Origin of the sequence: Candidatus Dormiibacter sp. (assembly GCF_050999135.1) — a bacterium.
Classification (GTDB): Bacteria; Chloroflexota; Dormibacteria; order Dormibacterales; family Dormibacteraceae; genus Dormiibacter; species Dormiibacter spiritus.
Map to the genome: position 1 here is coordinate 1 of NZ_JBPCPN010000058.1, position 25,519 is coordinate 25,519.

Genomic DNA, 25,519 nt, shown 5'->3' on the forward strand with positions numbered 1-25,519 from the left:
TGGCGGTAGATGAGGTCATCATTAGTCACGGCGGCTCCCTCCTGTGGACGTCAAGCACCCAAAGGATGGACCGCCGCTTCTACGCCTGGGAAGCCCCCAGGTGTCTACAGATCTTGTGAGCCGTTCAAACTAGTAGTCGCGATCGGTGCTGCTCAGCCCTCCTGCAGCCGACCCAGCGCCGAGTAGAGCAACATCGCGGTGTAGTCGGGCGGCATCCCGTCAGAGACCGAGTCGAGCGCTTCATGCAGATACTTGGTGAGCTGGCTGTCGCGCACCAAGTCGGGGCTCTCCAGAGCGTCCCGAATCGGCTCGGCCAGCTCCGAAGGCGTCAGCTCCTCCTCACCCGGCCCGTCTGCAGCCGTGTTGGCGAGACGAATTGCTTCGCGGATGAACTTTGCCCCCGCTTGGCTCAAGGCATCACATCTCCGCGCGTTCGACCGCGCTGGGGATGCTAGTCAGCTTTCGCGGCGGGGGTCACCACCACGCGCCGATCCGGTTCGGCGCCAGTGCTGACGGTGGTCACCTCAGGGTCGTCGTCCAGGGCCAGGTGGATGGCTCGACGCTCAAACGGCTGCATCGCATCCAGAGTGATGGGATCCCCGGTCACCTTGACCTGTCGAGCCGCCCGGTAGGCGATCTCGCGCACAGTGTGTTCTCGGCGCTGGCGATACCGCTCCACGTCAACCACCACTCGCTGGTCCTCCGCCAAGCGCCGGCTCGTGATCAGATTAGTGATCGTCTGGAGAGCACGCAGCGTCTCGCCGCGCCAGCCGATCAAGACTCCCAGGTCCCGCCCGCTGATATCCACCACTATCGCTTCAGGACCCCTGCGCGCTGTCACCTGACAGCGGATACCCATGCGCGTCAGCAGCTCAGCGACCATGTCTCGGGCGATCTCGGTATCGGCGTCCCTTGCTTCGGCGGTAGACGCGACGACAGCGGATTCGGTTGAAACACCCACGACCGCGGCCCCTCCGGAGGCCGCCGCTACCGCCTCGGTGCCAGCGGTGGAGGCCGCAGACCTGGCCGCGAGCACCACGACCTCAACCACAGTCTCGGTGTCACTCTCGCTCACCACCTTGACGTCGACGTTGCGGCGGCTCTCGCCCAGCTGGATCAGCGCAGCATCGACCGCGTCCTCAAGAGTCGGTCCCCTTCCTTCGGCAGTTTTCATGTCTTCGGCTTCCTTGCTGATGTTGATTTAGGGGCTATGGCTTTGGCGCCGTTGGCTTTCGACGCTGCCGGCTTGGCGGCGGCGCCACCCTTGAGCGGCTGGGTTTTCGCCGGCAGGCGGGGCGCTGTGCCGTTCGAAGCGCTGCCCTCGTTTCGTCGCCGGAGCTGGGAACCGCCGGGCGCAGGCGCCGGCCGACGAAGCAGGCCGCCCCAACCATTGACGAGGTACTGCTGGCCGATCGAGAACAGGTTCGAGACAGTCCAGTAGAGCCCCAGGCCGGCGGGGGTCACGATCGCGAAGTAGCCGATCATCAGAGGCATCAGCACCTGCATCTGGCGCGTCATCTGCTGCTGCTGCTTCTCCTGGTCGCTCGCCGCCGGGTTGACCGGCTGCTGCATCATGCGCGACTGCACGAAGGTGGTTGCGGCAGCGAGGAGCGGGATCACAAGGTAGGCGAGCGCGGGGATCGGCACGCCGTGCAACAGCGGGTTCTGCTGCGGGGTCAGATTCAGGTGAGGGATGAAAAGGAAGTGGTCGGCGAACGTGTTGGAGCGGGCGTTGCCGTAGAAAACGAAGTAGAGCGCGCTGAGAATCGGTAGCTGCAGCAGTGACGGCAGACAGCCCAGCATGGGCGTCAGAGGATTGACACCATGCTCTTTCTGCAGCTCCAGGATCGCCTGCTGCTGCTTCATCCTGTCGCCCTTGAACTTCTTCCGCACCTCCGCCATCTGCGGCGCCAGCTTGCGCTGCTGATCCTGCGATCGCTTGGAGGAGAGCAGCTGGAGCTGAAGGAGCGGCGAGAGCAAGGTCTTGATGACGATGGTGAGGGCGATGATCGCCAAGCCGTAGGCGCCGATGGCGGACAGTAGCGGCACCCCCGCCAGCGCGTGGTAGATGAAGGCCAGGGCGGCGTCCAGAGTCCTGCCGAAAACGGCCCACCACGCTGTGTGGATCGGCAGGAAGACGTCGAAAACCTTGCGCAGTTCGTTTATGGGAGGAGTCTCCTGAGCTTAGACCGGGTCATAGCCGCCCTTGCTGAAGGGATGGCAGCGGCTGATCCGCCGAATGCCCATCCAGGCGCCCTTGAACCACCCGTACCGGTCGATGGCCTCATAAGTGTACTGGGAGCAGCTGGGGGTGAATCGGCAAGTACTTCCCAGCAGCGGCGAGAGCGCCGCCTGGTAGAAGGTGATCAGGCGAAGGCTCAGGTACTTCATGAGGAGCCTCAAGTGCTGGGCGCGACTGGCGCCGAGCCGAGAGCTGCAGTACTTCTGGGGCCGGCTGCTTCCGCCAGCAGCCGGCGCCGCAGCCGGGCGACATCGTCTGTCAGCTGTGTGAACTGCAGCGTCTCCGCGCTGGGGCGGGCAATCAGGACCACGTCCAGAGCTATTCCCAAGCGCTGAGCTGGCGAACCACCAGCCGAAGGCTGGAGCAGCTCCAGCCGCACGGCCTCACGGAGACGACGGCGGACCCGATTGCGCCTGACTGCGCTCTTCAGGCTTCGGCTCACGGCAATGCCGACTCGACCTTCGCTCGCAGTGGGTTGGGCGAAAGCCAGGAAGGCTCGACAGGTGAGCAAGCGCGGCCGGCTCAGTACACGCTGGAACTCCCGCTGTTGAAGCAGCCGACGGCGCTTTTTCACGACGCGAGGAGGTTGAGGACGCTCACGGCCGCAGCCTGGCGGTCAATCTCAGGCAGAAGCGAGCTGAGCGCGGCCCTTGCGGCGGCGATTCATGACGATGCGGCGACCCGCCCGGGTGGCCATGCGGGAGCGGAAGCCATGCGTGCGCAGCCGGTAGCGCTTCTTGGGTTGAAATGTTCGCTTGATCTCTTATCAGTCCTCTTGAGGTGCCGCTGGTCAGGAGCGAGCCCGACAGAACGCACAAGTATAGGCGATCGCAAGCCTCCCGGCCAGCTCTGCGCTGAGGTCCGGGACAAGTGGGCAGCGGGGCTATCAGTAGTTCACCTTGCGGCCGGTATTGCGGATCCTTGCCGGCTTTGTTAACCTGAGCCAACCAACGGAGGAGCGGCCCGTGAGGCCTTGATCCAGCAGTTACCCAGCACCACTTCTCAGCACACTCCTAGCTCTAAGGCGGCCTTTCTCGGAAGGACCAGGGCGATTCCGGACCTCCGGTTCGAGCCGCTCGTGAGAGTTTTCCACAATCTAGACACAGGAGAATAGAACGTTTGGGCAGCACTCCCAAGGCTGATTCCCGAGCGGCCAAAAACCCGCCCGGATCAGGAATCACCGCAGGGAGTGGAACCCAACCAAAGTTCTCCACAGGATCTTCACCAGACCGCTCGGGTTGTCCCCCAATTCGTAGGGGTTTTACCCAGAGCATTCGCCTCTTGAGCTCCGGCGCCCAGCCATCACAGAGAAGCGTGCGGCCGAGCGCCGCCCGAGTTATCCACAACCGAACAGGCGCCGGAGCGCCTTCCCCCAAGGAGTCCTGCCCCCAGTGAACGAAGAGCAAATCTGGTCGGTGGTGCAGGACGACCTGCGCTTCCAGATCCCCAAGTCAACCTACGAGACCTGGGTCAGGAACACGGTGCTTCTCTCCTCGGCCGACAGCATCTTCCAGATTGGTGTGCCCAGCCGGCTACACAAGAGCTGGCTGGAGGACAGGTTCGCCGGCATGATCCGGGAGACGCTGCAGGAAGTGGTCGGCTCTGAGGTCCAACTGGACTTCGTCGTCAGCAGGAACGGGCACGCCCTCCAAGCGGCGCCCGAACCAACTTACTTTCCGCCGCCGGTCAGCCAGGAGCAGCCCGCCACGGCCACCACTGCTCTCAGCGCCAAGTTCAGGTTCGCCACCTTCGTGGTCGGCAACAACTCGCGCTTCGCCCACGCCGCTGCCCAGGCTGTTGCCGAAGCGCCAGGTCTCAGCTACAACCCTCTCTTCCTCTACGGCGGCGTGGGGCTGGGCAAGACCCACCTGATGCACGCGATAGGTCACCAGGTTCAGGCCAGATGGCCGCAAAAGCGGGTCGTCTACCTGACCTCAGAGCACTTCATGAACGAGATGATCACGTCAATCCAGGCCAACCTGATGGAAGAGTTCCGCACTCGCTACCGGACGGTTGATGTGCTGCTCATCGACGATATCCAGTTCCTGGCCGGCAACAAGGCGACCACCAAAGAGGAGTTCTTCCACACCTTCAACGCTCTCCACGAGATCGGCAAGCAGGTGGTGATCTCCTCCGACCGAGCGCCGAAGGACATTCCGACGCTGGAAGACCGGCTCCGCTCACGCTTTGAGCAAGGCTTGATGGCCGATATCCAGCCGCCCGACTTCGAAACCCGGGTCGCAATTCTGAGAGCCAAGGTCGGTGACAACGACAAGCTGCTGTCAGAGGAGGTGCTGACCTTCATCGCCCACAAGGTGCAGAAGAACATCAGGGAGCTGGAGGGAGCGCTTACCCGGCTGCTCGCCTACTCGGCGATCCACCAGAAGCGGATCGGCGAGGCTGAGGCGGCCGAACTGCTGGCTGACATCATCCCGGCCGGGCTGCGACGGCCCCTGAGCATCGACCGCATCCAGCACGTCGTGGCGGGCTACTACGAGCTGTCGGTGGAGGACATGAAAGGCAAGCGCCGCGACAAGCACATAGTGCTGCCCCGCCAGGTGGCCATGTACCTCGTGCGGGAGGAGACGCCCTCCTCGCTGCCTCAAATCGGCCAGGCTTTCGGCGGCCGTGATCACACGACAGCCCTGCACTCGATCGACAAGATAGCCAACGAGATCAAGGAAGACGCCCGCCTCCGCTACGACGTCCAGGCGATCCGGGATCGGCTGGACGATCACCGATGAGAGAACCAGTTACCTGTAACAGCCAAACAGACCGCACCGGCCGCTACAGGCAACGAGGCTTTGCACAGCCCGCTGTGCAGTCGGTGGGGAGCAACCGGGGAAGCGCCTTGCCGGCTCCAGCCGTACCCAATCGAGACCCAGGCCGGGCAGGGTTGAGCCCCGCTTTCACTATGCTTTTTCCCCGTCTCCGCCGAACTGGGGCTGAACTGTTAGCGCACAGTCTGCACAGCTCCTACGGCTCTGTACGGCGAAGCTATTACCTAACAGAGACAGTTAAGTCATGGGGATAAGGAGCCTGCCTTGAGACTCACGTGCCAACCAGCCACCCTCAGCCAAGCGCTGCAAACAGTGTCGCGGGCCATCTCGACCAGAACCACCCTGCCCATCCTGAACAATGTGCTGCTGGAAACGACCTCCTCCGGCCTGGCGCTGACGGGGACTAATCTGGAGATCGGGATCAAAAAGCTCGTCGAGGCGGAGATCAGCGACGAGGGCAGCACAACCGTTCCCGCCCGGCTCCTGACCGATTTCGTCGGCACGCTGCCCCAGCAGCAGCTGGAGCTCTCACTCGACGTCGCCAGCCAGACGCTGTCGCTGCGCTGCGGCCGCTTCGACACCCACATCAAGTGCATCGAGGCCGATGAGTTCCCGCCGACACCTCGCTCAGATGAAGGCGACACCATCAAACTGCCCCTGGCTGAGCTGTTGGCAGGGATCGAGCAGACCCAGATGGCAGCCTCCACCGACGAGGCTCGCCCGGTGCTCACCGGCGAGCTGTTGCAGATCGAAGGCGGCCGGCTCACGATAGTGGCCACTGACGGCCATCGCCTGGCCGAGCGGAGGTTGCAGGTCACGAGCGGTGATGGTTTGGAGGCAAGGTTGATAGTCCCCGCCAGGGCCCTCGGCGAACTGCCTCGGGCGTTTCGCGGCGACTCCGGCGAGGCTCAGATCACCGTGTCCCAAGCCCGCAACCAGATCTTTTTCCGAACCGGCTCGGCGGGATCCTCGGAGGTCACCTCCCGGCTTATCGACGGCACCTATCCCAACTACGCGCAGGTGATACCCAACAAGAGCTCGACAGTGGTCAGGGTGGACACCGGCGAGCTGAATCAGACAGTGCGGGCGGTGTCTCTATTCGCTCGCGACTCGGCCAACGTCCTCCGGATCAAGGCGCAGGCCGACGGCCTCGCGCTCTCGGCCACAACCAACGAGGTGGGTGACAGCCGGGCGGATCTCACCGCTGAAGTCGAGGGCAACGAGATCCAGATCGCATTCAACGCCCGCTACGTTCTCGATGCGCTGGCCGCGGTAACCGCTGAGCAGGTGGAGCTTCGCTTCGATGGCCCTTTGAGCCCGGGCCTGATCCGGATCCCCGACCACGACGACTACCTGTACGTGATCATGCCTGTCCGGGTGGCGATGTAAGGGCACAGGTTTCTTTCCGGCCCGTGCTCCTGAAGCATCTGGAACTTCGCAATTACCGCAATTACGCGCGCATGGAGTTGGACCCCGGTCCGGGCCTCAACCTCTTCCTGGGCGCAAACGGCCAGGGCAAGACCAACCTGCTGGAAGCCGTCGCCCTGCTCGCTCTCAGCGCCTCGCCTCGCGCCGGGCGTGACGCTGAGCTGATCGGGGAGCTGGCGAGCGAAGCCCGGGTTCAGGCCCAGGTTGAGAGCGGCGGCCGGCTGCTGGAGATCCGGATCGACTTCGTGCTGGAGGGCAACCGGACCCGGCGTCGGATCCAAGTCGACGGCCAGCCTCGCCGCGCCCTCGACCTGCCCGGCATCTTCCGGGTCACGCTTTTCTGGCCCGACGACCTGGATCTGATCAAGGCAGGCCCTGAGCATCGACGGCGACTGCTGAACCAGCTGCTGGTCCAGGTGCGGCCGGGCTACGCACGAACGTTGGCCCGGTACGCCAGGACTTTGGAGCAGCGGAACCGGCTGCTCAAACAGATTGCGCTCGGCGAGCAGCCGGAGGAAGCGCTGGACGTGTGGGACCTCCAGCTGGTGGCGCTGGGCGAGGAGTTGCGCACCGCGCGGGCGGAGGCGGTGGCGAGCCTGGCGCCGCTGGCCTCCGCGGCCCACTCGGCCATCTCTGGCGGGGAACTTCTGGAGATCAGCTATGCCGGAACCGAGCAGGGACTGGCCCAGGCTCTGGCGGTGGCGCGGCGCGAAGACCTTCGGCGCGGGGTCAGCACAGTGGGACCCCATCGCGACGACGTTCTCGTCGTCTTGGAGGGCCGAGAGGCGCGGGCCTATGCCTCTCAAGGACAGCAGCGAAGCGCCGTCGTGAGTGTCAAGCTGGCAGAGGCTCAGGTGATAGCTGAGCTGACCGGCGAGGCCCCTGTGCTTCTCCTTGACGACGTGCTTTCCGAGCTCGACGCCGAGCGCCGGCGCGAGCTGCTTCGTCGGCTGCTCGAGCCGGGCCAGGTGATAGTCACCTCGGTCGAGGCTGAGCCGTTTCCGCCGGCGATGGTGGCCCTGGCCCGGGTGCTCTGCATCGACAGGGGCCGGCTGCTTCACTGTGCATAAGGTGGGGAACGTCCTTGCCGGGCTTGTGGCAAAGCAGGGGAGTCAGAGCCCCCTGGTGGAGGCGCGCCTGCGGCTGACTTTCAAACAGGTGGTGGGCGACGTACTCGCGGATGCCTGCGATTCGATCGAGGTTGAGCGTGGCGTCGTCTCCGTCACCACAGCCAACCCGGCACTCGCCCATCAGCTGCGTCTCGACTCGATCGAGTTGATGCGCAGGTTGAACGCGGAATCGCGGCTGCCTCAGCGGGTGCGAGAGATCAAGGTGAGGGTGGGCCGGCCGCCGCGATGATCGAGCTCAGCGCCAAGCAGCGGGCCGCCTGCCGACCGCTGCAAGGCCCGGTCAGGATCATCGCCGGCGCTGGGACAGGGAAGACAGCTGTCATAGCCGAGCGCTACAGCCGCATAGTAGCCAGGGGCGGGGATCCGAGCCGGATCCTGGTGCTGACCTTCACCGACAAGGCGGCGAGTGAGATGCGGGAGCGCGTCCTGTCGCGCTGTCCCCAGGCAGATCCGAGCGCCATCGGCACCTTCCACTCCCAGGCCCTCGGCTGGCTGCGGGAGGACGGCCGCGAGATCGGCGTCGGTGCCGGCTTCAGGCTCCTGGTCGGCGCCGACCTCTGGCTGGCCCTCCGGGAGCTGATGTGGGAAGCGGCAGATCCTGTGCTGGTCGGCCAGGAGCGGCCCGACGACCTGGTTTCGCCTCTGCTCCAGCTGGACGAGAAGTTGAAGCAGGAGCTGGTCCAGGTGCAGCGCCTGCAGGCCTGGGCGCGCCACGCCCAGGACTTGGATCGGGGGGCGCTGCTGGGCGCAGGGGCCCGGCTGCTGGAGGCGTTCGCGGCTCGGAAGCGGCGGGAGAACCAGCTTGACTTCAACGATCTCATAGTCAGAGCCGTGCAGCTGCTGGCGACCAAGCCGGAGATCCGCGAGCGTTACAGGCAGCGCTGGCGCTGGATCCTGGTCGACGAATACCAGGACACGAACCTGGCCCAGGAGCGGGTGGTCGAGCTTTTGGGGGCGCCTGCTGGCAACGTCTGCGTGGTCGGTGACGACGATCAGAGCATCTATCGCTTCCGGGGGGCATCCCGGGCCAGCCTGGAGCGCTTCCTGGCGGTCTTTCCTTCGGCCGCCACTCGAACTCTGGCTGAGAACCGGCGAAGCGCCCCCCGGGTTGTCGAGGCTGCGGCGGCGCTCATCGAGCACAATCCGGACCGGAGCGAAAAGGAGCTGCGGGCCCACTCCCTCAACGGCGAGGCAGGAGCTGTGCAGGTCTGGCGCTTGGCGAGTCGCAAAGCCGAAGCCAGGTTGATAGCGGCTGAGATTCAGCGGCTGGCGGAAGAGGGCGCCGCCCTGGAGCGGATCGCCGTGCTTGGCCGCACACACGCCAGCCTGCAGGCGGTGGCCGAAGAGCTGAGTCTGGCCGGCCTGCCCTACGAACAGAGCGGCCAGGGTCTTTTCCGCCGGCCCGAGGTGCTGGACCTGATCGCCTACCTGCGACTCATCCATGACTCAACCGACCTGCTCGCCCTGGTCAGGCTGCTGAGCCGGCCGCCTCTCAACCTGGACCTGGTACCGGCGCTGGAGCGGATACGGTCGGGGGCGGAGACCGGTCAACCGCCCCTCGTGGCGCTCTCCGGTTGGCAGCCGACCAGCGACTGGGCGCTCGAGCTGCAGGGACTGGTTCAGCTGAAGTCCACTCTCGGCGTGGACGATCTGCTCTTCGAGGTGTTGGAGAGAACCCGCTATCTGCAGACGGCGCTGCCGCCTGACGGCCTTGAAGCGCAGCGCGTCAGCGGCAATGTGGGCCTGTTCATGGAGCGGGTGGAGGAGTACTGCGAGCGCCGCCGGGATCATTCGCTGAGCCTGTTCGTAGAGCACCTGGATCTGGTCCTGCTCTCGGGCGAAGATGCGCCGGTGGCGGAGCTGACCGACGCCCCCCACGGTGCAATCCAGCTGTTGACAATGCACAGGGCCAAGGGTCTCGAGTTCGACACCGTCTTCCTTCCCTCGCTGGTGGAATCGCGCGTCCCGCACCGGCAGCGGCCTGACCTGCTGGAGCTTCCCGCCCAGCTGGTCGAGCCGGCGGTCAGGGGTAAGGAGGACCAGGTGGCGGAGGAGCGCAGGCTGTTCTATGTCGCCATGACCCGAGCCCGGTGCCGGCTGGTCCTGACCTACGCCGACCGCTACGAGGGTTCCCGGCTCTGGCGGCAGTCCCGCTTCCTTCGTGAGCTGGGCCAGGGTATCGAGAAGCGCGACCTGCGCGAGACGGCGGAGCTCACTCAGCCGGTCGAGGTTGAGAGCGAATCACCCGCCCTGCCGGAGGCTGACTGCCCGGTCCTGTCCTTCAGCTCGATCTCGGCCTATCAGGAGTGTCCCCGCAGGCACTGGTTCCGCTACCAGCTGCGGCTGAGCGCTCAGCCCAGCGTCGAAGCGCAGTTCGGCACAGTCCTGCACCAGGTTCTGAAGCGGGCGGGCAGCCACCGCCGGCAGGGGCGGGAGCTGAGCCTGGAGCTCCTTTATTCGATCCACGAGGACGCCTGGGACCGAATCGCGCTGAGCGAACCACGGCGGCGGCCGGTCCTGGAGGCTCTGGGCTGGCGCCTGCTCGAAACACTCCACCGCGCCGGCGGTCTTGAGCGGGCGCCATTGCTGGTCGAGGAGCAGTTCAATCTGCGGCTGCCTGGGTGGCAGCTGCAGGGAGTGATCGACCGAGTCGAGCGAGGACCTGAAGGCATCCGCATAGTCGATTACAAGTCCGGCCGGCCGGAGCGCGGCAGCGCACTTCAGCTCGCGCTGTATGCGCTCGGCGCGGGCAGCATTCCCAGCCTGGCGGCCGAGCTCGACGGGGAGCCGCCGGAGTTGGAGATCGTCTATCTCCGCAAAGAGGCCCAACGAGAGCCGTTCAAGGCGACCCCGGAGCTCCTCGCGGAGGCGAGCCGCACCGGCGCGGAGGTGGCGGCAGCCATTCGCCTCGGCCGCTTCGAGCCGCGCCCCCAGCGCCGGCGCTGCGCCCTCTGCGCCTACCGGCTGGCCTGCGACGCCGCGCTCTAGATTGCCCAGTCCCGAGTAGCTGAGACGCTCCTGGTTGAGGTCGTCCTCCCCCGCCCCGGGGGGAGGCAGGTGGGGGGCCTTGGATTTGCAGGCTGGACCAGAGCCGCCATTTCGGTCCTGAGCATCTCGCCGCAGCTCCTGGGCGCTTGAGAGGGGTTTGACGGACCTTGGACGCAAGGTCTCACCAGAGGGCGGCGGGGGAGGACGCAAAATGCCTGCTCGCTGCTCAAGATCTCGGGGACCGGATACTCTAGGTTCGCCGCCTCACTGGCTGGCGGGCGGCGCTGTCATGTAGGACCCCGCGAGCCGTAGGCATTCGCCGGCAATGTCAAGGGCTGCGTGCGGGCGCGTTATCTCTCGGGCCCGCCGCGCCATCTCCTGAAGTTGGGCCTGATCGCCCCCCAGCAGCTCCTGGACGGCCCTCAGGAGCTGCCCGGCGTGCGGGGCGTAGAGGCCGACCCCATGCTGCGTTACGTAATCCACGTTGGGCGTCTCCTGGCCAGGCAGGTAGCCGGTCAGGATGACCGGCAGGCCGGTGGCAAGAGACTCCGCAATGGCCCCTGGCCCGGCCTTCGTAACCACCAGATCCGTCGCCCGAAGCAGATTCGGCATGGTGTCGACAAACCCCAAAACGAGCACTGGAGTGGGAAAGGAGCGAGCCGTCAGCCGGCGCCGCAGCCGCTCATTTCGGCCGCAGACGGCTATGACTTGCCAGGGACGGTCGCGTCGAGCCAGCGCCCCGATCTGCTCGGACATCCGCCCGGAGCCCTCGCCGCCGCCCATGACCACCACCGTCGGCCGTCCCGGGTCCAAGCCCAGCTCTTTGCGCATCGCCGCCTGCTCGCCCGGGTGAGGCGGCCGAAAGCGCATGTCCACCGGGAAGCCCAGCAAGCGCACCTTGCGGGCGGCCACACGGGCCCGTGTCACATATCGCTGGGCTTCCTCGGTCGGCACTACCACGACGTCGGCGGGCGGAAACGCCCAGCCGCGGTGCAGCTGAACCAGATCTGTGACCACAGTCATCAGGCCGCGGGGCCGCCCGCTCCTCTGCATGGCGGTCCAGGCGACATGGTTGAGCAGAGGGTGCACCGAGAGCACCACATCCGGGTCCGCTTCGGCGATGGTCTGGAGCAGCACGCCGCGGACCTGCGGGCCAAAGCTGGCCCGAAGCGCCGCGAAGGCGGGGCGGCTGTTGCTCCCGTGATAGATGGCAGCCCACGCCGGCCGTGCTCGCTTGATGATCGTGGGGTAGAGGGAAGTCAGGCGGCGGACGAGCGGCCGGCCCTGGCCGATCAGGGGGTCGCACATGCCAGTGCTGCAGGGGGTCGACTGCGCCATCAGAGCGAAGGTGAGCGCCCGGGCAGCCGCACGGTGGCCGCCGCCTGTGTCGGAATAGAGCACCAGGACCCGGGCCGGCCGAGCGAGCCCGGAAGCAGAAGCCTCGGTGGAGGGCGCCCGGGCCGTCTCAGCCGGGCCGGCCGTCAGCTAACCTCGACAGCCAGTGCTAGTGTCCCGCGCCAGACCGCCGCTCGGCGGCGCGCCGGGCGATCCAGCGCATGTTGTAACGGGAGAGCAGCCAGGTCAGCAGCACCATGAGAAAGACGACAGTGGTGATCCAGAACACGTTGCTCTTGGCCAGCTCGGACGGCGAGAGCCCGGCAGCGCCCTTCTTGTTGGAGTCGATGATGAAGGCGGCGAGATCGGCCAAATCCTGGTCCTTGAGCTTGTCTCCGAACGCCGGCATGGCGGCGGAGTAGCCGGAGTCTCCCTTGCGGCCGTTCTTGATGGTTTCAGCTATGTAGGCCGGGGACTTGGGGTCCGGCACTCCTGGCAGCTTGACGATGGGGTTGAGCTTGGGCCCCACACCGCCCTCCAAGTTGGCGCCGTGGCAGGAGGTGCAGCCCTGCGCGCTGTAGAGTTGCGCGCCCTTCTGCACGTCCCCGGCCGGGGCCGCACCGGGCGCGGGGGCGGCGCCGGAGCTGGCGGCTGCGCTGGGAGCTGCTCCGCTCGGCGACGGAGTGGGGGCGGCGGAAACCGCCGTCAGCGTCCAGCCCAGCAGCAGCGCGGGGATCAGGATGGCGAAGGCGGCCGGCCACGACCAGCGGCGCGAGCCGAGTAGGCGCATCGGGCCAAACATAACAGAGCCGCTGGCGTTGTCACCGGTCGGTCACCAGGCTGAGTCCGAATTACGTGCAATGGCCGATCGGCCCCAGAGCCCCGAGACAAGGTCCTAATGGCTGGGAACGGCGAACTAGTATTGCCGGTGAAGTGGGCAGCGGGCGGCTGACAGCAGCGGCGTTTGTTCTGGCGGCCCTGCTGGGCGCGGCGAGTCGCGTGTGGGCGAGCAATCCCAACTCAGGCTTGTTGGTGCTGGTAGGAGCCGCCTGTGCCGGTGTTGGACTGCTGGCAGCCAGCCACAATATCGGTCCCCGCCTGGGCCTGTCGGAGCTCGGCGAAGGCCGCAGCCTGCTGGTTATCGCGGGCTCGCTGACGGCGCTGGCGGTCCCCTGGCAGACCCAGATCCCGCCTGCCCACCTGGACCGCCTCTTCGGCTGGCAGACGCCAGCTGCCTGGTTCTGCATCGCCGCCCTGATCGCCGCCGCGCTGGTCCGCCGCCCACTAGTCCGGGGCTTCGCTCTCACGGTGGCAGCAACAGCGCTCGCCGCCTGGGTGGCCTGGCTCGGCCACCTACTTCTGACGCCCGAGGTCACTCGACTCAGCTTTCCCTTCCAGGTAGTCGATCTGCTTGCTGTCGGTTGGTACCTGGCCGCCATCACCTTCCTCGTGGCAGCCGAAGGTGAGGCGGCTCGGCGCAGCGCTGAAGACACCGGTGCGCCTCGACTTTCAGAACTGGTGGTCTGGGCCCTCCTGCCCGGTTTGGGACTCGTGCGCCTGGGCCGGCGGGCGGCGGGCCTGGCCTGGTTGGGCGCGGGCGGAGTCCTTGGCTTTCTTCTCTGGGTGTCGGCCTATGGCCAGGACCAGTTTCTCTACTGGAGCTCGTTCAGCTACACGGTTCTCCTGCCGCCGGCGCGCTCGCGCGGCGACGTGACGGCACTGCTCTGGCTGCTCGCACTCCTGCTGGTGACGAGCTTTTTGAGCACCCTCTGGGCGGCTCGGCGTGAGCGCCAGCCGCGGTCGCAGCTGGCATCCTGGACGGGCTTGGGTCAGACGGGAGGACACGACCGTCCGGGCGGAGCCGGCCGGAGACGCGGTTAGGCAAGCAGGCGCCTGCCCAAAGCGGGATCAGGCACTGCGCCTGACCTGAGCCTAAGTCGAACCCAAGGGGCGCCCAGCGCCAGGCGGGAATAAGATGCCGCCCGGCGAGAATTCCGTTGACATGCCCACCACGTCCTCGGTTTCCGCCTCGGGCTGCGCCTGCAGCTCGCGCCGCTGGCTCGACTCCAGGTCCAGCTACCGTGGCTGAAGCCCGCGCCCTCCCCGAGCCGTCTTCGCGGGCCGGCCTGAGCCGGGTCGCCGTCTTCTCGCTGCACACCTCACCGACCGCCTCTCTCGGCCACTCGGCCAACGGCGGCATGAACGTCTACATCCGCCAGCTCTGCGTGGGCCTCTCCCAGCTTGGAGTGGCGACCGACATCTTCACGCGGTCTCTGGCTGGCGACAAGAGAGTTGAGCAGCTCGCGCCGCTCAGTCGCGTGATCAACCTCCCTGCCGGGCCGCAAGAACTTGACAAATACCGCCTGCTCGAGCAGGTCCCAATCTTCACCGAGGGCGTCCGCGCTTTCATGGCGGAGGGCGGGCTCCACTACGACGCCATGTACTCCCACTACTGGCTCTCAGGCATGGTGGCCTGCGCCCTGCGCGGCTCGCTGCGAGTGCCCTGGGCGCACACGGCGCACACGCTGGCCATCGTGAAGAACCGGCTGCTCGCCCCCGGCGACCGACCGGAGCCGGAGGTGCGGGTGGATCTGGAAGGCGAGGTCGCGCGCTGCGCCGACCTGCTGATAGTCAACACCCAGGCCGAGGCGTTGGAGTTGCTGCGCGCTTACGGGGTGCGGCAGGAACGTCTGGCGGTGGTGGCGCCGGGCTGCGATCTTGGAGCGTTCGAGCCCCGCCCGCGGCAGGTCGCCCGAGAAGCACTTGGCTACCCCGAGCAGCGCCTCTTCGTCTTCGCCGGCCGGTTGGAACGCCTGAAGGGGGTCGATGTGCTCATCCGGGCCCTGGCCGAGTTGACGGCTGACGGCGCCAGGCCCGAACTGCGCCTCTTGATCATCGGAGGCGACAGCCACTCCAGTGGTGAGAGCGAGCGGCAGCGGCTGGCCACTCTGGCCGAGCGGCTGGGCCTGACCGGGCAGGTGAGTTTCACAGGACCGCTGCCACAGGAGCGGCTGGCCGGCTATTACGCGGCGGCGGAGGCGGTCCTGCTCCCCTCCTACAACGAGTCCTTCGGCCTGGTAGCCCTCGAGGCGCAGGCTTCCGGGACACCTGTGATTGCCAGCAATGTGCCGGGGCTGGCCCTCGTGGTCAGCGACGGGCGCACAGGCTTTCTGGTCAACGGGCACGACCCGCGTGACTATGTCGATCGGATGCGACAGCTTCTGGAAAGCCCCAGGTTGGTGGAGGCGATGGGCTCGCGGGCCGCGCGAAGGGCACGCGGCTTCAGCTGGGACCGAACCACCGAACGGGTCCATGCTCTGCTCAGCGAACCCGTCTCTAAGGCCACCGCCGCGGGCGCCGGCTTAGGCTCGAGTCCAGCCGAGCTGGCCGGCGCCATAGGCGTAGCCGTCCACCCCGTACCGGGTCAGCTGCGTCAGCCGACTGCCGTCAGCGTTCATTAGCCAGACCTGAGGCACGCCTGCCGTGCTGGAGATGAAAGCGATCTGATGCCCGTCGGGCGAAGGGCTCAGCTGCTCGACTGAGGTCTGCGGCTCCGCGGGCAGGCCGTCGGCGGTGCTGAGCGTCTGGTTCTGGCCCTGGGTGGAGCTGAGCCGGAAGGCTTTGGCCACCAGCCCGACCTTGGTTGCGACGGGCGCAGTGAGGAGCAGGTGACGGGAGTCTGACTGCCAGATTGGCGGGCTGATCTGGCCCGTGACGACAGTGAACGGCTGGCTGGACCCGCCGCGCAGAGTCCGCACCCGCAGGCGGGTCTGAGTCGGATCTGTGGCGGGGGACCGGTAGGCGAGAGCACTGAGATCGGGCGCCCAGGCGAGACCGTCCACCGCAGCGTTCTCGGATTCCAGCAGTGACTCGGTCTTCAGGCCGGCGTCGTAGAGCCGGATCGCCGTACCTGACTCAGCGGGCGTCGTGTAGGCGATCTGGCGGCCGCCCGGGGCGACGGCTGCTTCGAGCACCTTTTGAGCCACCTCCGTGTAACCGCTCTCGCGAGACCAGATTCGGAGGCGATCTCCATCCAGCAGCGCAAAGCTGCCGGTCGAGTCCAGGTACGCGGCCCAGCGGCCGGCGAAGGGAAGGGGGTTGCTGCTGCCGTCGAGGACGCTCTCCGACCAGGTTCCGGAGGCACTGTGAAGCAGCAACCGGTCGCCGCTTGGCGCCCATTGGAAGCTGGCAACTGAGGCGGCCACCAGGGGGCGGGGAAAACCGCTCTCGTTCACCAGCCAGATGCCCTCGCCAGCGCCGCTCGGAACTGGCGTTGCGATGAAGCCCACCCAATGCTGGAGGCTCTTCACCTGCCCTGTCCGAAAGGTGATGGCCGAGCCGGTCGCCAGCACGTTGCCGTGAACGTCCCGGGCAGTGGGCGCGACGCTGATCGAGTAGTCCTGATCGGGGGCCAGCAGCTGGGCTGGGGCGAGCTCCAAGCGCCGGGGATCGGCCGGATCCTGGCGAAGCTGAAAGGCGAGGCTGGGGGAGAGGCTCACCGAGCCACTCAGTGAGGCCACATCCATCGGTCGACTGAACGTGAGGCTGAGGTAGGCCGCCGGGTCTACCCCGGTGTCGTTGGCGCCGGGGCTGGCACCGCTCAGCCGAGGCGGCTCCTCGGTGTCGAAGTACCAACTATGTCGGAGCGGGGCTGCGCTACCCTGTCGATCCCGGTAGCCGGGGTCCAGCACAACCCGGTAACGAGTGGACGGCCGGAGCGTCTCGTGGCTGAAGACGACCTCGTGGTCGCTGGGCCAGCTGAAAGTGCCGTGAACCTGCGGCTCGAGCCGAAAGTGCGCGGCGACCGAAGCGCTGTCCATCGGCCTGTCGAACTGGACTGAGAGCGGACCGTTGGTGGCGAAGCCGGTGGCCTTCGACTGTGGGGTCACGCCGACGACCTGCGGCGGCGCCGAGCACCCTACACCCCCAATCACGCCCAGGATCAGCACCACGAGCCCGACGGATCCTCGCCCGAACAGCGGTCCTCTAAGCACTTAGGGCCAGCTCTTGTTTCCAGGCGGGGGCTGTCCGGCCCAATACGGCGTAGACACTCAGCGGAGTCCTAGTTGGACGTCGGCTCGACAGGCCGGGTTTATCCCGGCCGGTACACGACGACTGTGTCCACGCCGGACGCCGGGTTCACTGTGGCCGTCCGGCCCCGAGAGCGCCGTGCGTCCCGCACTCACCGGGAGGGGTTCCGGAAGGGGAGGCCTGCCTCCCCTTGCCCCTAGATCCGGCATAGCGTGAGCTCTGCCGGGCGAGCGGCCCTGACGTTGAGGCGCCGGCCAGGTTCTGGTAGGAAGTCGGCTCCACAGGCCGGGTTTATCCCGGCCGATACACGACGACTGTGTCCACGCCGGACGCCGGGTTCACTGTGGCCGTCCGGCCCCGAGAGCGCCGTGCGTCCCGCACTCACCGGGAGGGGTTCCGGAAGGGGAGGCCTGCCTCCCCTTGCCCGTTTCTGGAAGGGGAGGCCCGCCTCCCCTTGCCCTCAAGCGGGATAGCTCTGGAGTTTGGCCCGCAGCTCGTTGGCGAGGCTCTCCAGCCGCGCGGTGTCCACAAAGAGGATCGACACCTGAGGAATCTCATCGATCGCCGTTTCCAAGCCTGAGCGCGATTTCTCGGCGTTCGCCAACAGATCCTTGATCTTGCGCGAGCGGTTTCCCAGTGCTTCCTCGGTCATCTGAATCAAATCGCCCGTCACTTCCTCGTAGGAAGTGCCGCCGGTGGCCGTTTGGCCCTGCTCGTGTCGGGGCCACGCAGTGGATTGGGCGGCAGCTGGTTGGGCATAGGCGGGCTGCTGGTGGCTCGGCGCCTCCTGCGGCGCGGGTTCCGGCTGGCGCGGCGCCGAGTAGGCGGCCACCGGCTGGGGCTCCGGCGCGCGCTGGGCGGGGCTCGCCGGCGGGTACTGCCGGGACCGGCCACCGGAAGTCGCCGGCGGCGGCTGAGGCGCCGCCCCCGAAGGCTGGCCAAAGTTCTGGCCGCCCTGCCGCTGGCCCACCACTTGGGAGAGGTCCAGCGGCGGCCTGCGTTCGTCAGCGGCTGCCTTGACCTCGATCATGGCGTTGGGGTCCTCACAAAGCGCGAGTACGCCATCGGTGCTGTTGGCCACCTGCCGAGCGGTGCTGGTGTAGGCACCCGCGAGGCGACCCTCATCGAGGATGATGACACCTGTGGCGGCCGGGGAGCGAACCATCAGGCTGCCGGTCAGCTGGCGCTCCTCCAGGAAGCGGAGAAAGGCGTGCATATCAACCCAGCCGGCATAGAGCTGGGTGTAGACCGACTGCGCCACAGTGACGTGGTAGAGGCCGTCCACGAGATCGGGCGCGAGCGCCACGACGTCGAGCACTCCCTGACCGCGGCCGACCTCCTGGGCGAAATGGCCCAGGGCCTCGGTGCCCAGCTCAGCGCTGTCCTGGCCCCCGTCGTAGACAGCTTCGAGAGCCGTGCCTTCGCGGAAGTAGATGAGGCCCGTGGCGTTGTCGGCCAGCAGGCGGACGTAGCCTGTGTAACCCTCCCGCTCGAGGGTGGTGAGCAAGCGAGGAAAGTCGACAAAAGAGGTTTTCAGCGAGTCATACATGAGATCGCCGTTGGGCACCGGGATGGGCTCGCGGCCGTGCTTGGGAACGGGCCGGAACTTCAAGCCCCGACGGATCTCGGGCGGCGCTTCTGGCTCGGCTTCCGGTCCCCGCGATCGCTGCTGCTCGTGGGACTGGGCAGGCCGCTGGTAGGGCTGCTCGGAGCGCCGGTCGTACTGCTGCTGAGGCTGGGGGCCCTGAGCGGCTTGCGCGGGCTGTGACTCCTGCGGTTGAGCGCCGGGCGGACTCCAGGCCTGCGGGCGGCCGCCATTCGGTCCGGCCGGCGCCTGCCCCTGGCTCTCCGAGTTGGCCCGGGCGATCAGATCAGGGATGGAGGCGCGGACCGATTCGTCCGGGGGCAGCTTTGCTTTTGCGTCGAAATCAAACTCGCCCGACGACCACGCCAGGGCCTGAACGACTGCGTCATCACCGGCCCCACCGCCCCCCACAGCATGGAATAGATGACCGAAGAGGAAGTAGAGCGAGGTGGCTTGCTGGCCATCCTGGCGCAGCGTGAGGGTGCCCGTGGCGCGCTCGTTCTGCGCCGCTTCCAACAATCTTCTCAGCCGGGTTTCGGTAAGTGAGCCTCTGGCCTCCAAGGCGTTCTCCATCGCGTCGCTAAAACGACGCCTTTAAGTTCAATGGGCTTATCGCTCATCACTAATGCGGAAACGAATCCAGCCCCAAGCGACACGTTAGTATAAGTCCCTCACATGTTCTTTGAGCCGGTCCGCGCCTATCGATCAGCGCCGGCCGGTGATCTGCGGCCCTGAGCCAGCCGCTCGGCCGCCTCCGCGGCGGTGCGGATGACGCCGCGACGCGAGTGCTTCTACTCCGCCACGGTGAGTCCACCTGGAACGCCGACCATCGCGTGCAGGGGCAGCTCGATCCGCCCCTCTCGCCGCTGGGACGAGAGCAGTCAACGAAGCTGGCCGCCCGGCTGGCGCGGGAGCCCATCGCGGCTCTCTATGCGAGCGACCTGACCCGAGCCGCGGAGACCGCCCGCCCCCTGGCCGCGGCGCTCGGCTGCGAGATCCGGTTCTGTCAGGACCTGCGCGAGATAGCACTGGGCGAGTGGGAGGGCAGGACGAGCGCAGAGCTGGCTCGGGAGTATCCCGAGCTCTGGCGGCGCTGGCAGCAAGAGCCCGATTGGGATCTGGCGCCAGGCGGCGAGGCCGCTGAGGCTTTCGGCGCTCGGACCGGCAGGGCGTTCGAAGCCGTGACCGGCGCTCACCCTGGCCAGCTCATTGCCTGTGTGACTCACGGCGGCGTCATTCAGGCGCTCCTGCGGCGGGTGCTGGGTCAGAGCCTGCACGGCTGGTTCCACTTCCGCATTGGCAACGCCTCTCTGACCCGGCTTGACTATCGCGCAGGCCGGGTGACGGTGGCCGGCGTCAACGACGTCTGCCACCTGAGATGAACGCGGCGCGGCAGCACCAGGTCGCCTGGGACGCCGGCCTGGCGGACCTGGTCCAGCCGCCGCCGCTGCTCCAGTCCTGGGGCCACGGTGAGGTGCAGGCTAAAGAGGGCTGGCGGGTGAAACGCCTCAACCTGCCCCAAGGCCACGCTTCAGTGCTGCTCCAGGGCCGGTGGCCCTTCGCCCGCGCCTACGTGCCGCGGGGTCCGGTGCCGACCAGCGAGGCGGCGTTGGGCGCACTCGTGACCTGGGCTCGCAATTCCGGCTTGGCACGGCTCCGCGTGGAGCCGGAGGCGCCCAAAGAGCTCGGTCCAGTTCTTCGCCGGCTGGATTTCCAGCCCAGCCAGGCGATCCAGCCGAAGCACACGCTCATCGTGCCGCTGGCCTCGGACGAGATCATGCTCGCCGCCATGAAGCCCAAGCATCGCTACAACATCCGGCTCGCCCTGAAGCGGGGAGTGTGCGTGGAAGAGGGCGAGGAGGTGGAGGAACTCCACAGGCAATCTCAGGCGACCGCTGTCAGGCAGGGCATAACGCTTCTCTCCACCGCCCAGTACCGGGCGCGGTTGGCCCAGCTGGCCTGGTGCCGCACCTACGTGGCGCGCCACCAGGGCCGGCCGCTGGCGGCCATTCTGGTCGCGCACTTCGGGGGCCGGGCCTACTACCTCTTCGGCGGCTCCTCGGGGGAACAGCGCGAACTGCAAGCGACCTACGCCTTGCAGTGGGCGGCCATGCGCGCCGCTCGCGTGGCCGGCTGTCGCGACTACGACCTCTGGGGCATCCCGCCGGAGCCGGATCCAGGCCACCCGTGGTTCGGCCTCTGGCAGTTCAAGACAGGCTTCGGCGGCCGGCCGACGGAATACTGCGGGGCCTGGGATCTGGAGCTGTCCAGATGGCGAACCAGAGTCGCCGGTATCCCCGGCCAACTCGCCGGAAGAGCACGCCGAATCTTTACACGCCAGGCGTTGTAGACCGCGCCTGCCGGCGCCTAGGCTGCCGGCATGGCTCCAGCAGTGATTCTCCTCACCGGCCTCGATTCCCGGGCCGAACGCGATCTCCAGTTTCGCTTGGCGGCTCGGGGTCACAGGCCGATCGCAACCGCCAACGGCCGAGCGACGCTGCGGGAAGTCACTGCAGCGAGGGCGGCAGTGGTGAGCGGACCGCCGGGCAGGATCCAGGCTCTCCACGCAGCGGCGCCCTGGCTGATCCTGCTGGCCCTGTGCGCAAGCCCTGAGGCTGCGCTGGCGGCGCTCGCAGTCGGTGCTGAGCAGACCTTCCCATCGACCGCCACCGCGCAGGTGGTGGCGGGGCTCGAGCTGAGCCTGGAGAGGCAGCGCCCGCGGCTTCTCAGCCAGCCTGCGAAGGACCTCTGCTGCGGCGACCTGGTCATCGATGCCCGCCGGCAGCACGTGGCTCGAGGCGGCCGCCCGCTGCATCTCACGTCAGCGGAATTAGCGCTGCTGCTCTGCCTGCTGGGCGCGGCAGGGCGACCGGTCAGCCGGGAGCGGATCCTCGAACACCTGGGGGCTGCGGCGGGCTTCGACTCCGAGTCGCGGCTGGTGGATGTCCACGTTCGCAACCTGCGCAAGAAGATCGAGGTGGAGCCAGCCCTGCCGGACCTGGTGCTGTCAGTGCCTGGGATCGGCTATCGCTTGCGGGGGGATCCCGTCGTGAGCGGCGCCGGCGACGGCTCGGGCAGCGCGGCGTAGAGTTGGAGCAGGCCTTTCAGGTTGGCGGCCAGGGAATAGCGCTGGACAGCACGCTCTCGCGCCAGCTGCCCCAGCTGTTCGGTCAGGTGGGGAAGCTCGATCAGCATCCTGATGACCCCGCCGAGCTCGGCCTCGAGGCTGTTCGGGTCGAGCACAATGCCGGCGCCCCGCAGGGCCTCGCCGTCGCTGCCCACATCAGTGGCCACAGTGGTGACGCCGCAGGCCATCGCTTCCAGCATGGCAAGGGAAAGTCCCTCCACGCTGGAGGGAAGAAAGAATGCGTCCGAGCCGCGCAGGATGTCGATCCGCGCCCGCTCGTCGGTAACCACGCCCAGGAATCTGACGCGCGGGTCCCGGAAGCGCCGTTCCAGCTTTCTCCGCTCGACGCCGCCGCCCACCACCACCAGCCGGTGGTCAGGTGGCGGCTCCGCGTCCAGAAAGGAGGAGAGCAGCACGTCGACATTCTTTTCCGGATCGAGGCGGCCGACGTAGCTGTAGAGGCGCCGGCAGCCAAAGGTCTCCAGCGCCTGGCTGGGACCCGGTGAGTAGCGATCGATGTCGACGCCATTGGGCAGGACGTGGATGACCCTGGGCGGCACGCCGAGACCGCTCAGGATCTCCTTCTGAGCCTGGCTGAAAATGATCACCGCGTCGCATTCCGCCAGAGCCGGCGAATAGAGGCGGTAGACCGCGGAGGAGATGCCGCGCCAGACGGAGAGCCGCGTGTCAAAGGGCGCGTGGAACGTCGCCACTATCGGAATGCCCAGTCGGTGGCAGAGGCGGGGCAGGTTGAAATCGAGGCTGGAAAAGGAGAGGGAGACGTGGACCAGGTCCACCTCGTGCCGGGTGAGCAGCTCGGCCAGTCTTCGCCGCGAGCCAGGCGGAGCGATCACCAGCCGATGGGAAAGCCTGAGCGACTCCAGCGCGATCGAGGCGCCGTCGACCAGCTCCCGCTCGTGGTGAAGGAAGAGAACCTCGACGCCGCTCTGCTCCAGCGCGCTGGTGATCTGCCGCGAGTAGGTGATCAGGCCGTCGGCGCCAGTACTGGAGCGGTGGCCGAGCCAGGCGATTCTCACGCCGCCGTCAGCCCCTGATCGAGCGCCTCAACCCCCCCAACCTTCTGGTGCTCGCTCACTTGTGACAGTATGTGCTGGCGTCGTTCAGCCGGCCGGTGCCGGAACGCCAAGCTCTCGCAGAGAGCGCAGGATGAACTCTCGTTCCCGCAGTCGGGGATGGGGGATCTGCAGGTCAGCCTCGGCGATCTGCTCGCTGCCGAAGAGAAGGATGTCCACGTCGATCTCGCGAGGTCCCCAAGGGTAGGTTCGACTTCGTCCGAGCTGTGCCTCAACTGCCTGGGCCAGAACGAGCAGGCTGCGCGCGTCAGTCCGCCACTCCACCTCCAACACCTGGTTCAAGAAGGTTGGCTGCTCCCGCACACCCCAAGGCTCCGTCTGGATAACGCTGCTGGCCCGCAGGATCAGAGCGCCGCCTTCGCCGAGCAGCCGCCGAGCCTCGGCCAGGTTTTCTGCCCGGTTGCCCAGGTTGGAGCCAAGGCCAAGATAGGCGACAGTCAAGGCTGGCGGAGCGCCTCAGCCACCCGGACGACTGCCACCATCTCCTTCACGTCATGGACGCGGACCATGCCCACGCCGCGCAGCACGCCGGCGGCGACGGTGGCAGCTGTGCCCCACGCTCGCATCGGCAGTGGTTGGCCGAAGACGCGCTCCAAGAAGGACTTGCGGGAGGTGCCGAGCAGGATCGGCTGCCCCAGCTCGTGAAGCTCCGCCAAGCGGCGCAGCACCTCGACGTTGTGAAGAGCCAGCTTGCCGAAGCCGATCCCGGGATCGACCCAGGTGCGCTCGCGCGGCTGGCCCGCCGCCAGCGCCAGAGCAAGTGATTGCCGCAGGCTGCGCTTGATCTCGGCCATCAGGTCTTGCCCGTAGTGCGTCCCCTCCTGGTTGTGCATGACAACAAGTTCGGCACGGTGCTGAGCCGCGAGCGCCGCCAGCTCCGGCGAACGCTGGAGGCCCCAGACGTCGTTGACCATGCGGGCGCCTACCTGCAGCGCCGCCGCGGCGACCGCCCGCTTGGTGGTGTCGATGGAAACCTTGAGGTTGCGGCCGGCAAGAGCCTCGACGACGGGGAGTACGCGCCGCATCTCCTCCTCGTCGGTGACCGGTTGGTGGCCGGGCCGGGTGGATTCACCACCAACGTCGAGGATGTCGGCTCCCTCGCGCGCCAGCGCCAGTCCGCGGGCCACGGCAGCCTCGGCCGCCATGATGCCGTCGCCGCTGAAGGAGTCTGGGGTCACGTTGACGATGCCCATGACCAGCACTCGTTCCGGGCTCATAGCGTTCACTTATAGACCGATGCTGCTCTCCCAACTGGCCGCCGCGGTGCCCGGCGCTCGGGTGCTCAGCGGCGGCGCCACTTTGATCGACGCTGTGATCCAGGACTCGCGCCAGGCGCGGCCGGGGGCGCTTTTCGTAGCGCTGAAAGGCCTGCGGGTGGACGGCCACGACTTCGCGGGGGCGGCGGCCGAGAAGGGTGCAGCGGTGGCCGGAGAGAAGGTGCTGGCCCTGCCCGGGACAGTGCCACAGCTGCTGCTGCCGGAAACCCGCTGGGCGCTGGGCGAGCTGGCCGCGGAGTTGCTCGGCCGGCCGGCGCGCCGGCTGAGGGTGGCAGGTGTCACCGGCACTGACGGCAAGACCACGGTGACCCATCTGACTGCGCACCTGCTCAACGCCTGTGGTCTGGCGGCCGGCTATCTCTCCACTGTCGGGCAGGCGGGGGATGGCGCTGAGTCAGCCAACGCGTCGGGCAAGACGACGCTGGAGGCGCCGCAGGTGCAGGACGCGCTCCAGACGATGCTGGCCGCGGGGAAAGGCGCGGCGGTGCTGGAGGCCAGTTCTCACGCTTTGGTCCAGGGACGGGTCTCCGCCTGCGACTTCGATGCGGTGGCGGTGACGAATGTGGGCCGCGACCATCTCGAGTACCACAGGACATGGGCCGACTACTTGCGGGCGAAGGGTCGGCTGATCGAGCTGTGCGCTTCCGCCTATCGGAAGGGAGTCGCCAAGACGGCAGTGCTCAACCTGGCTGACAGCGACTCGCTGCCATACCTCCGCGGCCTCCCGATTGAGCGGCAGGTGACCTGCGCCATCGATGCCGTCGCCGATGTGAGCGCCCATGATCTCCGAGCGGCGCCGAACGGGACCACCTTCTGGCTCTCAGTCGGTGATCGGCGGGCAGGGGCGCGACTGCCGATGGTGGGGCGGTTCAACGTGGCCAATGCGCTGACGGCGGCTGCGCTCTGCCGGGCGTTGACAGGGGCCGACGCGGAGACGCTGACAGCGGGGCTGGCAAGCTTTCCGGGCGTCCCCGGCAGGCTGGAGCAGGTGAGGTTGGGCCGGCCGTTTGCTGTCTACGTCGACTACGCCCATGCAGCGGGGTCCCTGAGCCAGGTGCTGGCCGAGCTCCGCCAAATCACGCGCGGCCGCATTCTGCTGGTATTCGGCAGCACCGGCCGCTCCGACCACGACCGGCCGGGGATGGGCAGGGCCGCCGCGGAGGGCGCCGACTGGTTCGTGATAACCACTGACGACCCGGTGCAGGAGGATCCTGCCGAGATCGCGCGGCAGGTGGAAAGCGGTGTCAGCGGCCGCCGCCGGGGCAGCGACTACGAAGTCGAGCCCGACCGGGAGGCGGCCATCCGCCGCGCGCTCAGTCTGGCTCGCGCCGGCGACGCTGTGCTGCTGGCCGGCAAGGGACACGAGCAGACGATGATCACGGCTGAGGGAACCCTGCCCTGGAGCGACAGGGCGGCAGCGGAGGCGGCCCTGCGGGAACTCGGCTACTGACGATAGCTATCGGACGGTCGAGGAAGTGGCGACGCATCCGTCACGCAAAGAC

At 67.3% G+C, this 25,519-nt stretch carries 24 protein-coding genes; 11 read left to right on the forward strand and 13 right to left on the reverse strand.

From position 1 onward, the window contains the following. Window positions 1-152 precede the first annotated feature (152 nt). The 6 genes from ACR2MZ_RS13930 to rpmH form a co-directional block, all read right to left on the reverse strand. On the reverse strand, window positions 153-413 hold the full coding sequence (locus ACR2MZ_RS13930; protein ID WP_434005649.1) for a hypothetical protein: 261 nt from the start codon (window positions 411-413) through the stop codon (window positions 153-155). Window positions 414-451: 38 nt separating this feature from the next. Continuing rightward, window positions 452-1,174: an RNA-binding cell elongation regulator Jag/EloR gene (gene jag, locus ACR2MZ_RS13935; protein WP_434005650.1), complete on the reverse strand. Its 723-nt coding sequence runs from the start codon at window positions 1,172-1,174 to the stop codon at window positions 452-454. Next, window positions 1,171-2,049: a YidC/Oxa1 family membrane protein insertase gene (locus ACR2MZ_RS13940; RefSeq protein ID WP_434005651.1), complete on the reverse strand. Its 879-nt coding sequence runs from the start codon at window positions 2,047-2,049 to the stop codon at window positions 1,171-1,173. The genes jag and ACR2MZ_RS13940 overlap by 4 nt, the downstream gene beginning before the upstream one ends. A 135-nt stretch (window positions 2,050-2,184) precedes the next feature. After that, window positions 2,185-2,391, reverse strand: coding sequence for a membrane protein insertion efficiency factor YidD (gene yidD, locus ACR2MZ_RS13945; RefSeq protein WP_434005652.1), 207 nt, complete (start codon window positions 2,389-2,391; stop codon window positions 2,185-2,187). Between the two features lie 8 nt (window positions 2,392-2,399). Next, on the reverse strand, window positions 2,400-2,816 hold the full coding sequence (gene rnpA / locus ACR2MZ_RS13950; protein WP_434005653.1) for a ribonuclease P protein component: 417 nt from the start codon (window positions 2,814-2,816) through the stop codon (window positions 2,400-2,402). A gap of 48 nt (window positions 2,817-2,864) precedes the next feature. Next, window positions 2,865-3,002: a 50S ribosomal protein L34 gene (gene rpmH, locus ACR2MZ_RS13955; protein WP_338177478.1), complete on the reverse strand. Its 138-nt coding sequence runs from the start codon at window positions 3,000-3,002 to the stop codon at window positions 2,865-2,867. A 622-nt stretch (window positions 3,003-3,624) separates the two neighbouring features. On the opposite strand from rpmH, the gene dnaA reads away from it, so the two are divergent. The 5 genes from dnaA (at window position 3,625) to ACR2MZ_RS13980 (ending at window position 10,568) form a co-directional block, all read left to right on the forward strand. Beyond that, window positions 3,625-4,986, forward strand: a complete 1,362-nt coding sequence (gene dnaA / locus ACR2MZ_RS13960) for a chromosomal replication initiator protein DnaA (protein WP_434005690.1) — start codon at window positions 3,625-3,627, stop codon at window positions 4,984-4,986. 300 nt (window positions 4,987-5,286) lie between these two features. Further along, the gene (gene dnaN, locus ACR2MZ_RS13965) at window positions 5,287-6,411 is read left to right on the forward strand and encodes a DNA polymerase III subunit beta (protein WP_434005654.1); all 1,125 of its coding nucleotides are present in this window, start codon (window positions 5,287-5,289) and stop codon (window positions 6,409-6,411) included. Window positions 6,412-6,434: 23 nt separating this feature from the next. Then, window positions 6,435-7,520 (forward strand): DNA replication/repair protein RecF, encoded by a 1,086-nt coding sequence (recF, locus tag ACR2MZ_RS13970; protein ID WP_434005655.1) that lies wholly within the window; start codon window positions 6,435-6,437, stop codon window positions 7,518-7,520. A 1-nt stretch (window position 7,521) separates the two neighbouring features. Then, a complete protein-coding gene (locus tag ACR2MZ_RS13975; protein WP_434005656.1) occupies window positions 7,522-7,809 on the forward strand; it encodes a DciA family protein in 288 nt (95 codons plus the stop codon). Further along, a complete protein-coding gene (locus ACR2MZ_RS13980; protein ID WP_434005657.1) occupies window positions 7,806-10,568 on the forward strand; it encodes an ATP-dependent helicase in 2,763 nt (920 codons plus the stop codon). The genes ACR2MZ_RS13975 and ACR2MZ_RS13980 overlap by 4 nt, the downstream gene beginning before the upstream one ends. 264 nt (window positions 10,569-10,832) lie before the next feature. Here the strand turns inward: ACR2MZ_RS13980 and ACR2MZ_RS13985 are convergent, their stop codons facing one another. Further along, window positions 10,833-11,969, reverse strand: coding sequence for an MGDG synthase family glycosyltransferase (locus ACR2MZ_RS13985; RefSeq protein ID WP_434005658.1), 1,137 nt, complete (start codon window positions 11,967-11,969; stop codon window positions 10,833-10,835). 103 nt (window positions 11,970-12,072) lie between these two features. Beyond that, window positions 12,073-12,693, reverse strand: coding sequence for a c-type cytochrome (locus ACR2MZ_RS13990; protein ID WP_434005659.1), 621 nt, complete (start codon window positions 12,691-12,693; stop codon window positions 12,073-12,075). A gap of 143 nt (window positions 12,694-12,836) precedes the next feature. On the opposite strand from ACR2MZ_RS13990, the gene ACR2MZ_RS13995 reads away from it, so the two are divergent. Then, window positions 12,837-13,784, forward strand: a complete 948-nt coding sequence (locus ACR2MZ_RS13995) for a hypothetical protein (RefSeq protein WP_434005660.1) — start codon at window positions 12,837-12,839, stop codon at window positions 13,782-13,784. Between the two features lie 200 nt (window positions 13,785-13,984). Further along, complete coding sequence (locus ACR2MZ_RS14000) at window positions 13,985-15,364, forward strand: glycosyltransferase (RefSeq protein WP_434005661.1); 1,380 nt, start codon at window positions 13,985-13,987, stop codon at window positions 15,362-15,364. Here ACR2MZ_RS14000 and ACR2MZ_RS14005 read toward each other — a convergent pair. After that, window positions 15,266-16,897 carry an Ig-like domain-containing protein gene (locus ACR2MZ_RS14005; RefSeq protein WP_434005662.1) on the reverse strand — a complete coding sequence of 544 codons (1,632 nt, stop codon included), beginning with the start codon at window positions 16,895-16,897 and terminating at the stop codon, window positions 15,266-15,268. The two genes, ACR2MZ_RS14000 and ACR2MZ_RS14005, sit on opposite strands and share 99 nt — an antisense overlap. A 497-nt stretch (window positions 16,898-17,394) precedes the next feature. Next, complete coding sequence (locus ACR2MZ_RS14010; protein WP_434005663.1) at window positions 17,395-19,092, reverse strand: DUF4388 domain-containing protein; 1,698 nt, start codon at window positions 19,090-19,092, stop codon at window positions 17,395-17,397. A gap of 212 nt (window positions 19,093-19,304) precedes the next feature. On the opposite strand from ACR2MZ_RS14010, the gene ACR2MZ_RS14015 reads away from it, so the two are divergent. Genes ACR2MZ_RS14015 through ACR2MZ_RS14025 form a run of 3 tightly spaced genes read left to right on the forward strand, consistent with a single transcriptional unit; the run spans window position 19,305 to window position 21,607 of the window. Further along, entirely contained in the window at window positions 19,305-19,901 is a 597-nt protein-coding gene (locus ACR2MZ_RS14015; protein ID WP_434005664.1) for a histidine phosphatase family protein, read from the forward strand. After that, window positions 19,898-20,869: a lipid II:glycine glycyltransferase FemX gene (locus tag ACR2MZ_RS14020; RefSeq protein ID WP_434005665.1), complete on the forward strand. Its 972-nt coding sequence runs from the start codon at window positions 19,898-19,900 to the stop codon at window positions 20,867-20,869. Before ACR2MZ_RS14015 ends, ACR2MZ_RS14020 begins: the two co-directional genes overlap by 4 nt. 30 nt (window positions 20,870-20,899) lie before the next feature. Beyond that, on the forward strand, window positions 20,900-21,607 hold the full coding sequence (locus ACR2MZ_RS14025; protein ID WP_434005666.1) for a winged helix-turn-helix domain-containing protein: 708 nt from the start codon (window positions 20,900-20,902) through the stop codon (window positions 21,605-21,607). Here ACR2MZ_RS14025 and ACR2MZ_RS14030 read toward each other — a convergent pair. The 3 genes from ACR2MZ_RS14030 to folP all read right to left on the reverse strand — a co-directional run bounded on the left by ACR2MZ_RS14030 (window position 21,544) and on the right by folP (window position 23,957). Then, a complete protein-coding gene (locus ACR2MZ_RS14030; RefSeq protein WP_434005667.1) occupies window positions 21,544-22,683 on the reverse strand; it encodes a glycosyltransferase family 4 protein in 1,140 nt (379 codons plus the stop codon). The genes ACR2MZ_RS14025 and ACR2MZ_RS14030 overlap by 64 nt on opposite strands. 84 nt (window positions 22,684-22,767) lie before the next feature. Continuing rightward, entirely contained in the window at window positions 22,768-23,181 is a 414-nt protein-coding gene (gene folK, locus ACR2MZ_RS14035) for a 2-amino-4-hydroxy-6-hydroxymethyldihydropteridine diphosphokinase (protein ID WP_434005668.1), read from the reverse strand. Then, window positions 23,178-23,957, reverse strand: a complete 780-nt coding sequence (gene folP, locus ACR2MZ_RS14040; protein WP_434005669.1) for a dihydropteroate synthase — start codon at window positions 23,955-23,957, stop codon at window positions 23,178-23,180. Before folP ends, folK begins: the two co-directional genes overlap by 4 nt. Here folP and ACR2MZ_RS14045 point away from each other — a divergent pair. After that, entirely contained in the window at window positions 23,932-25,467 is a 1,536-nt protein-coding gene (locus ACR2MZ_RS14045; RefSeq protein ID WP_434005670.1) for a Mur ligase family protein, read from the forward strand. The genes folP and ACR2MZ_RS14045 overlap by 26 nt on opposite strands. Window positions 25,468-25,519: the final 52 nt, after the last annotated feature.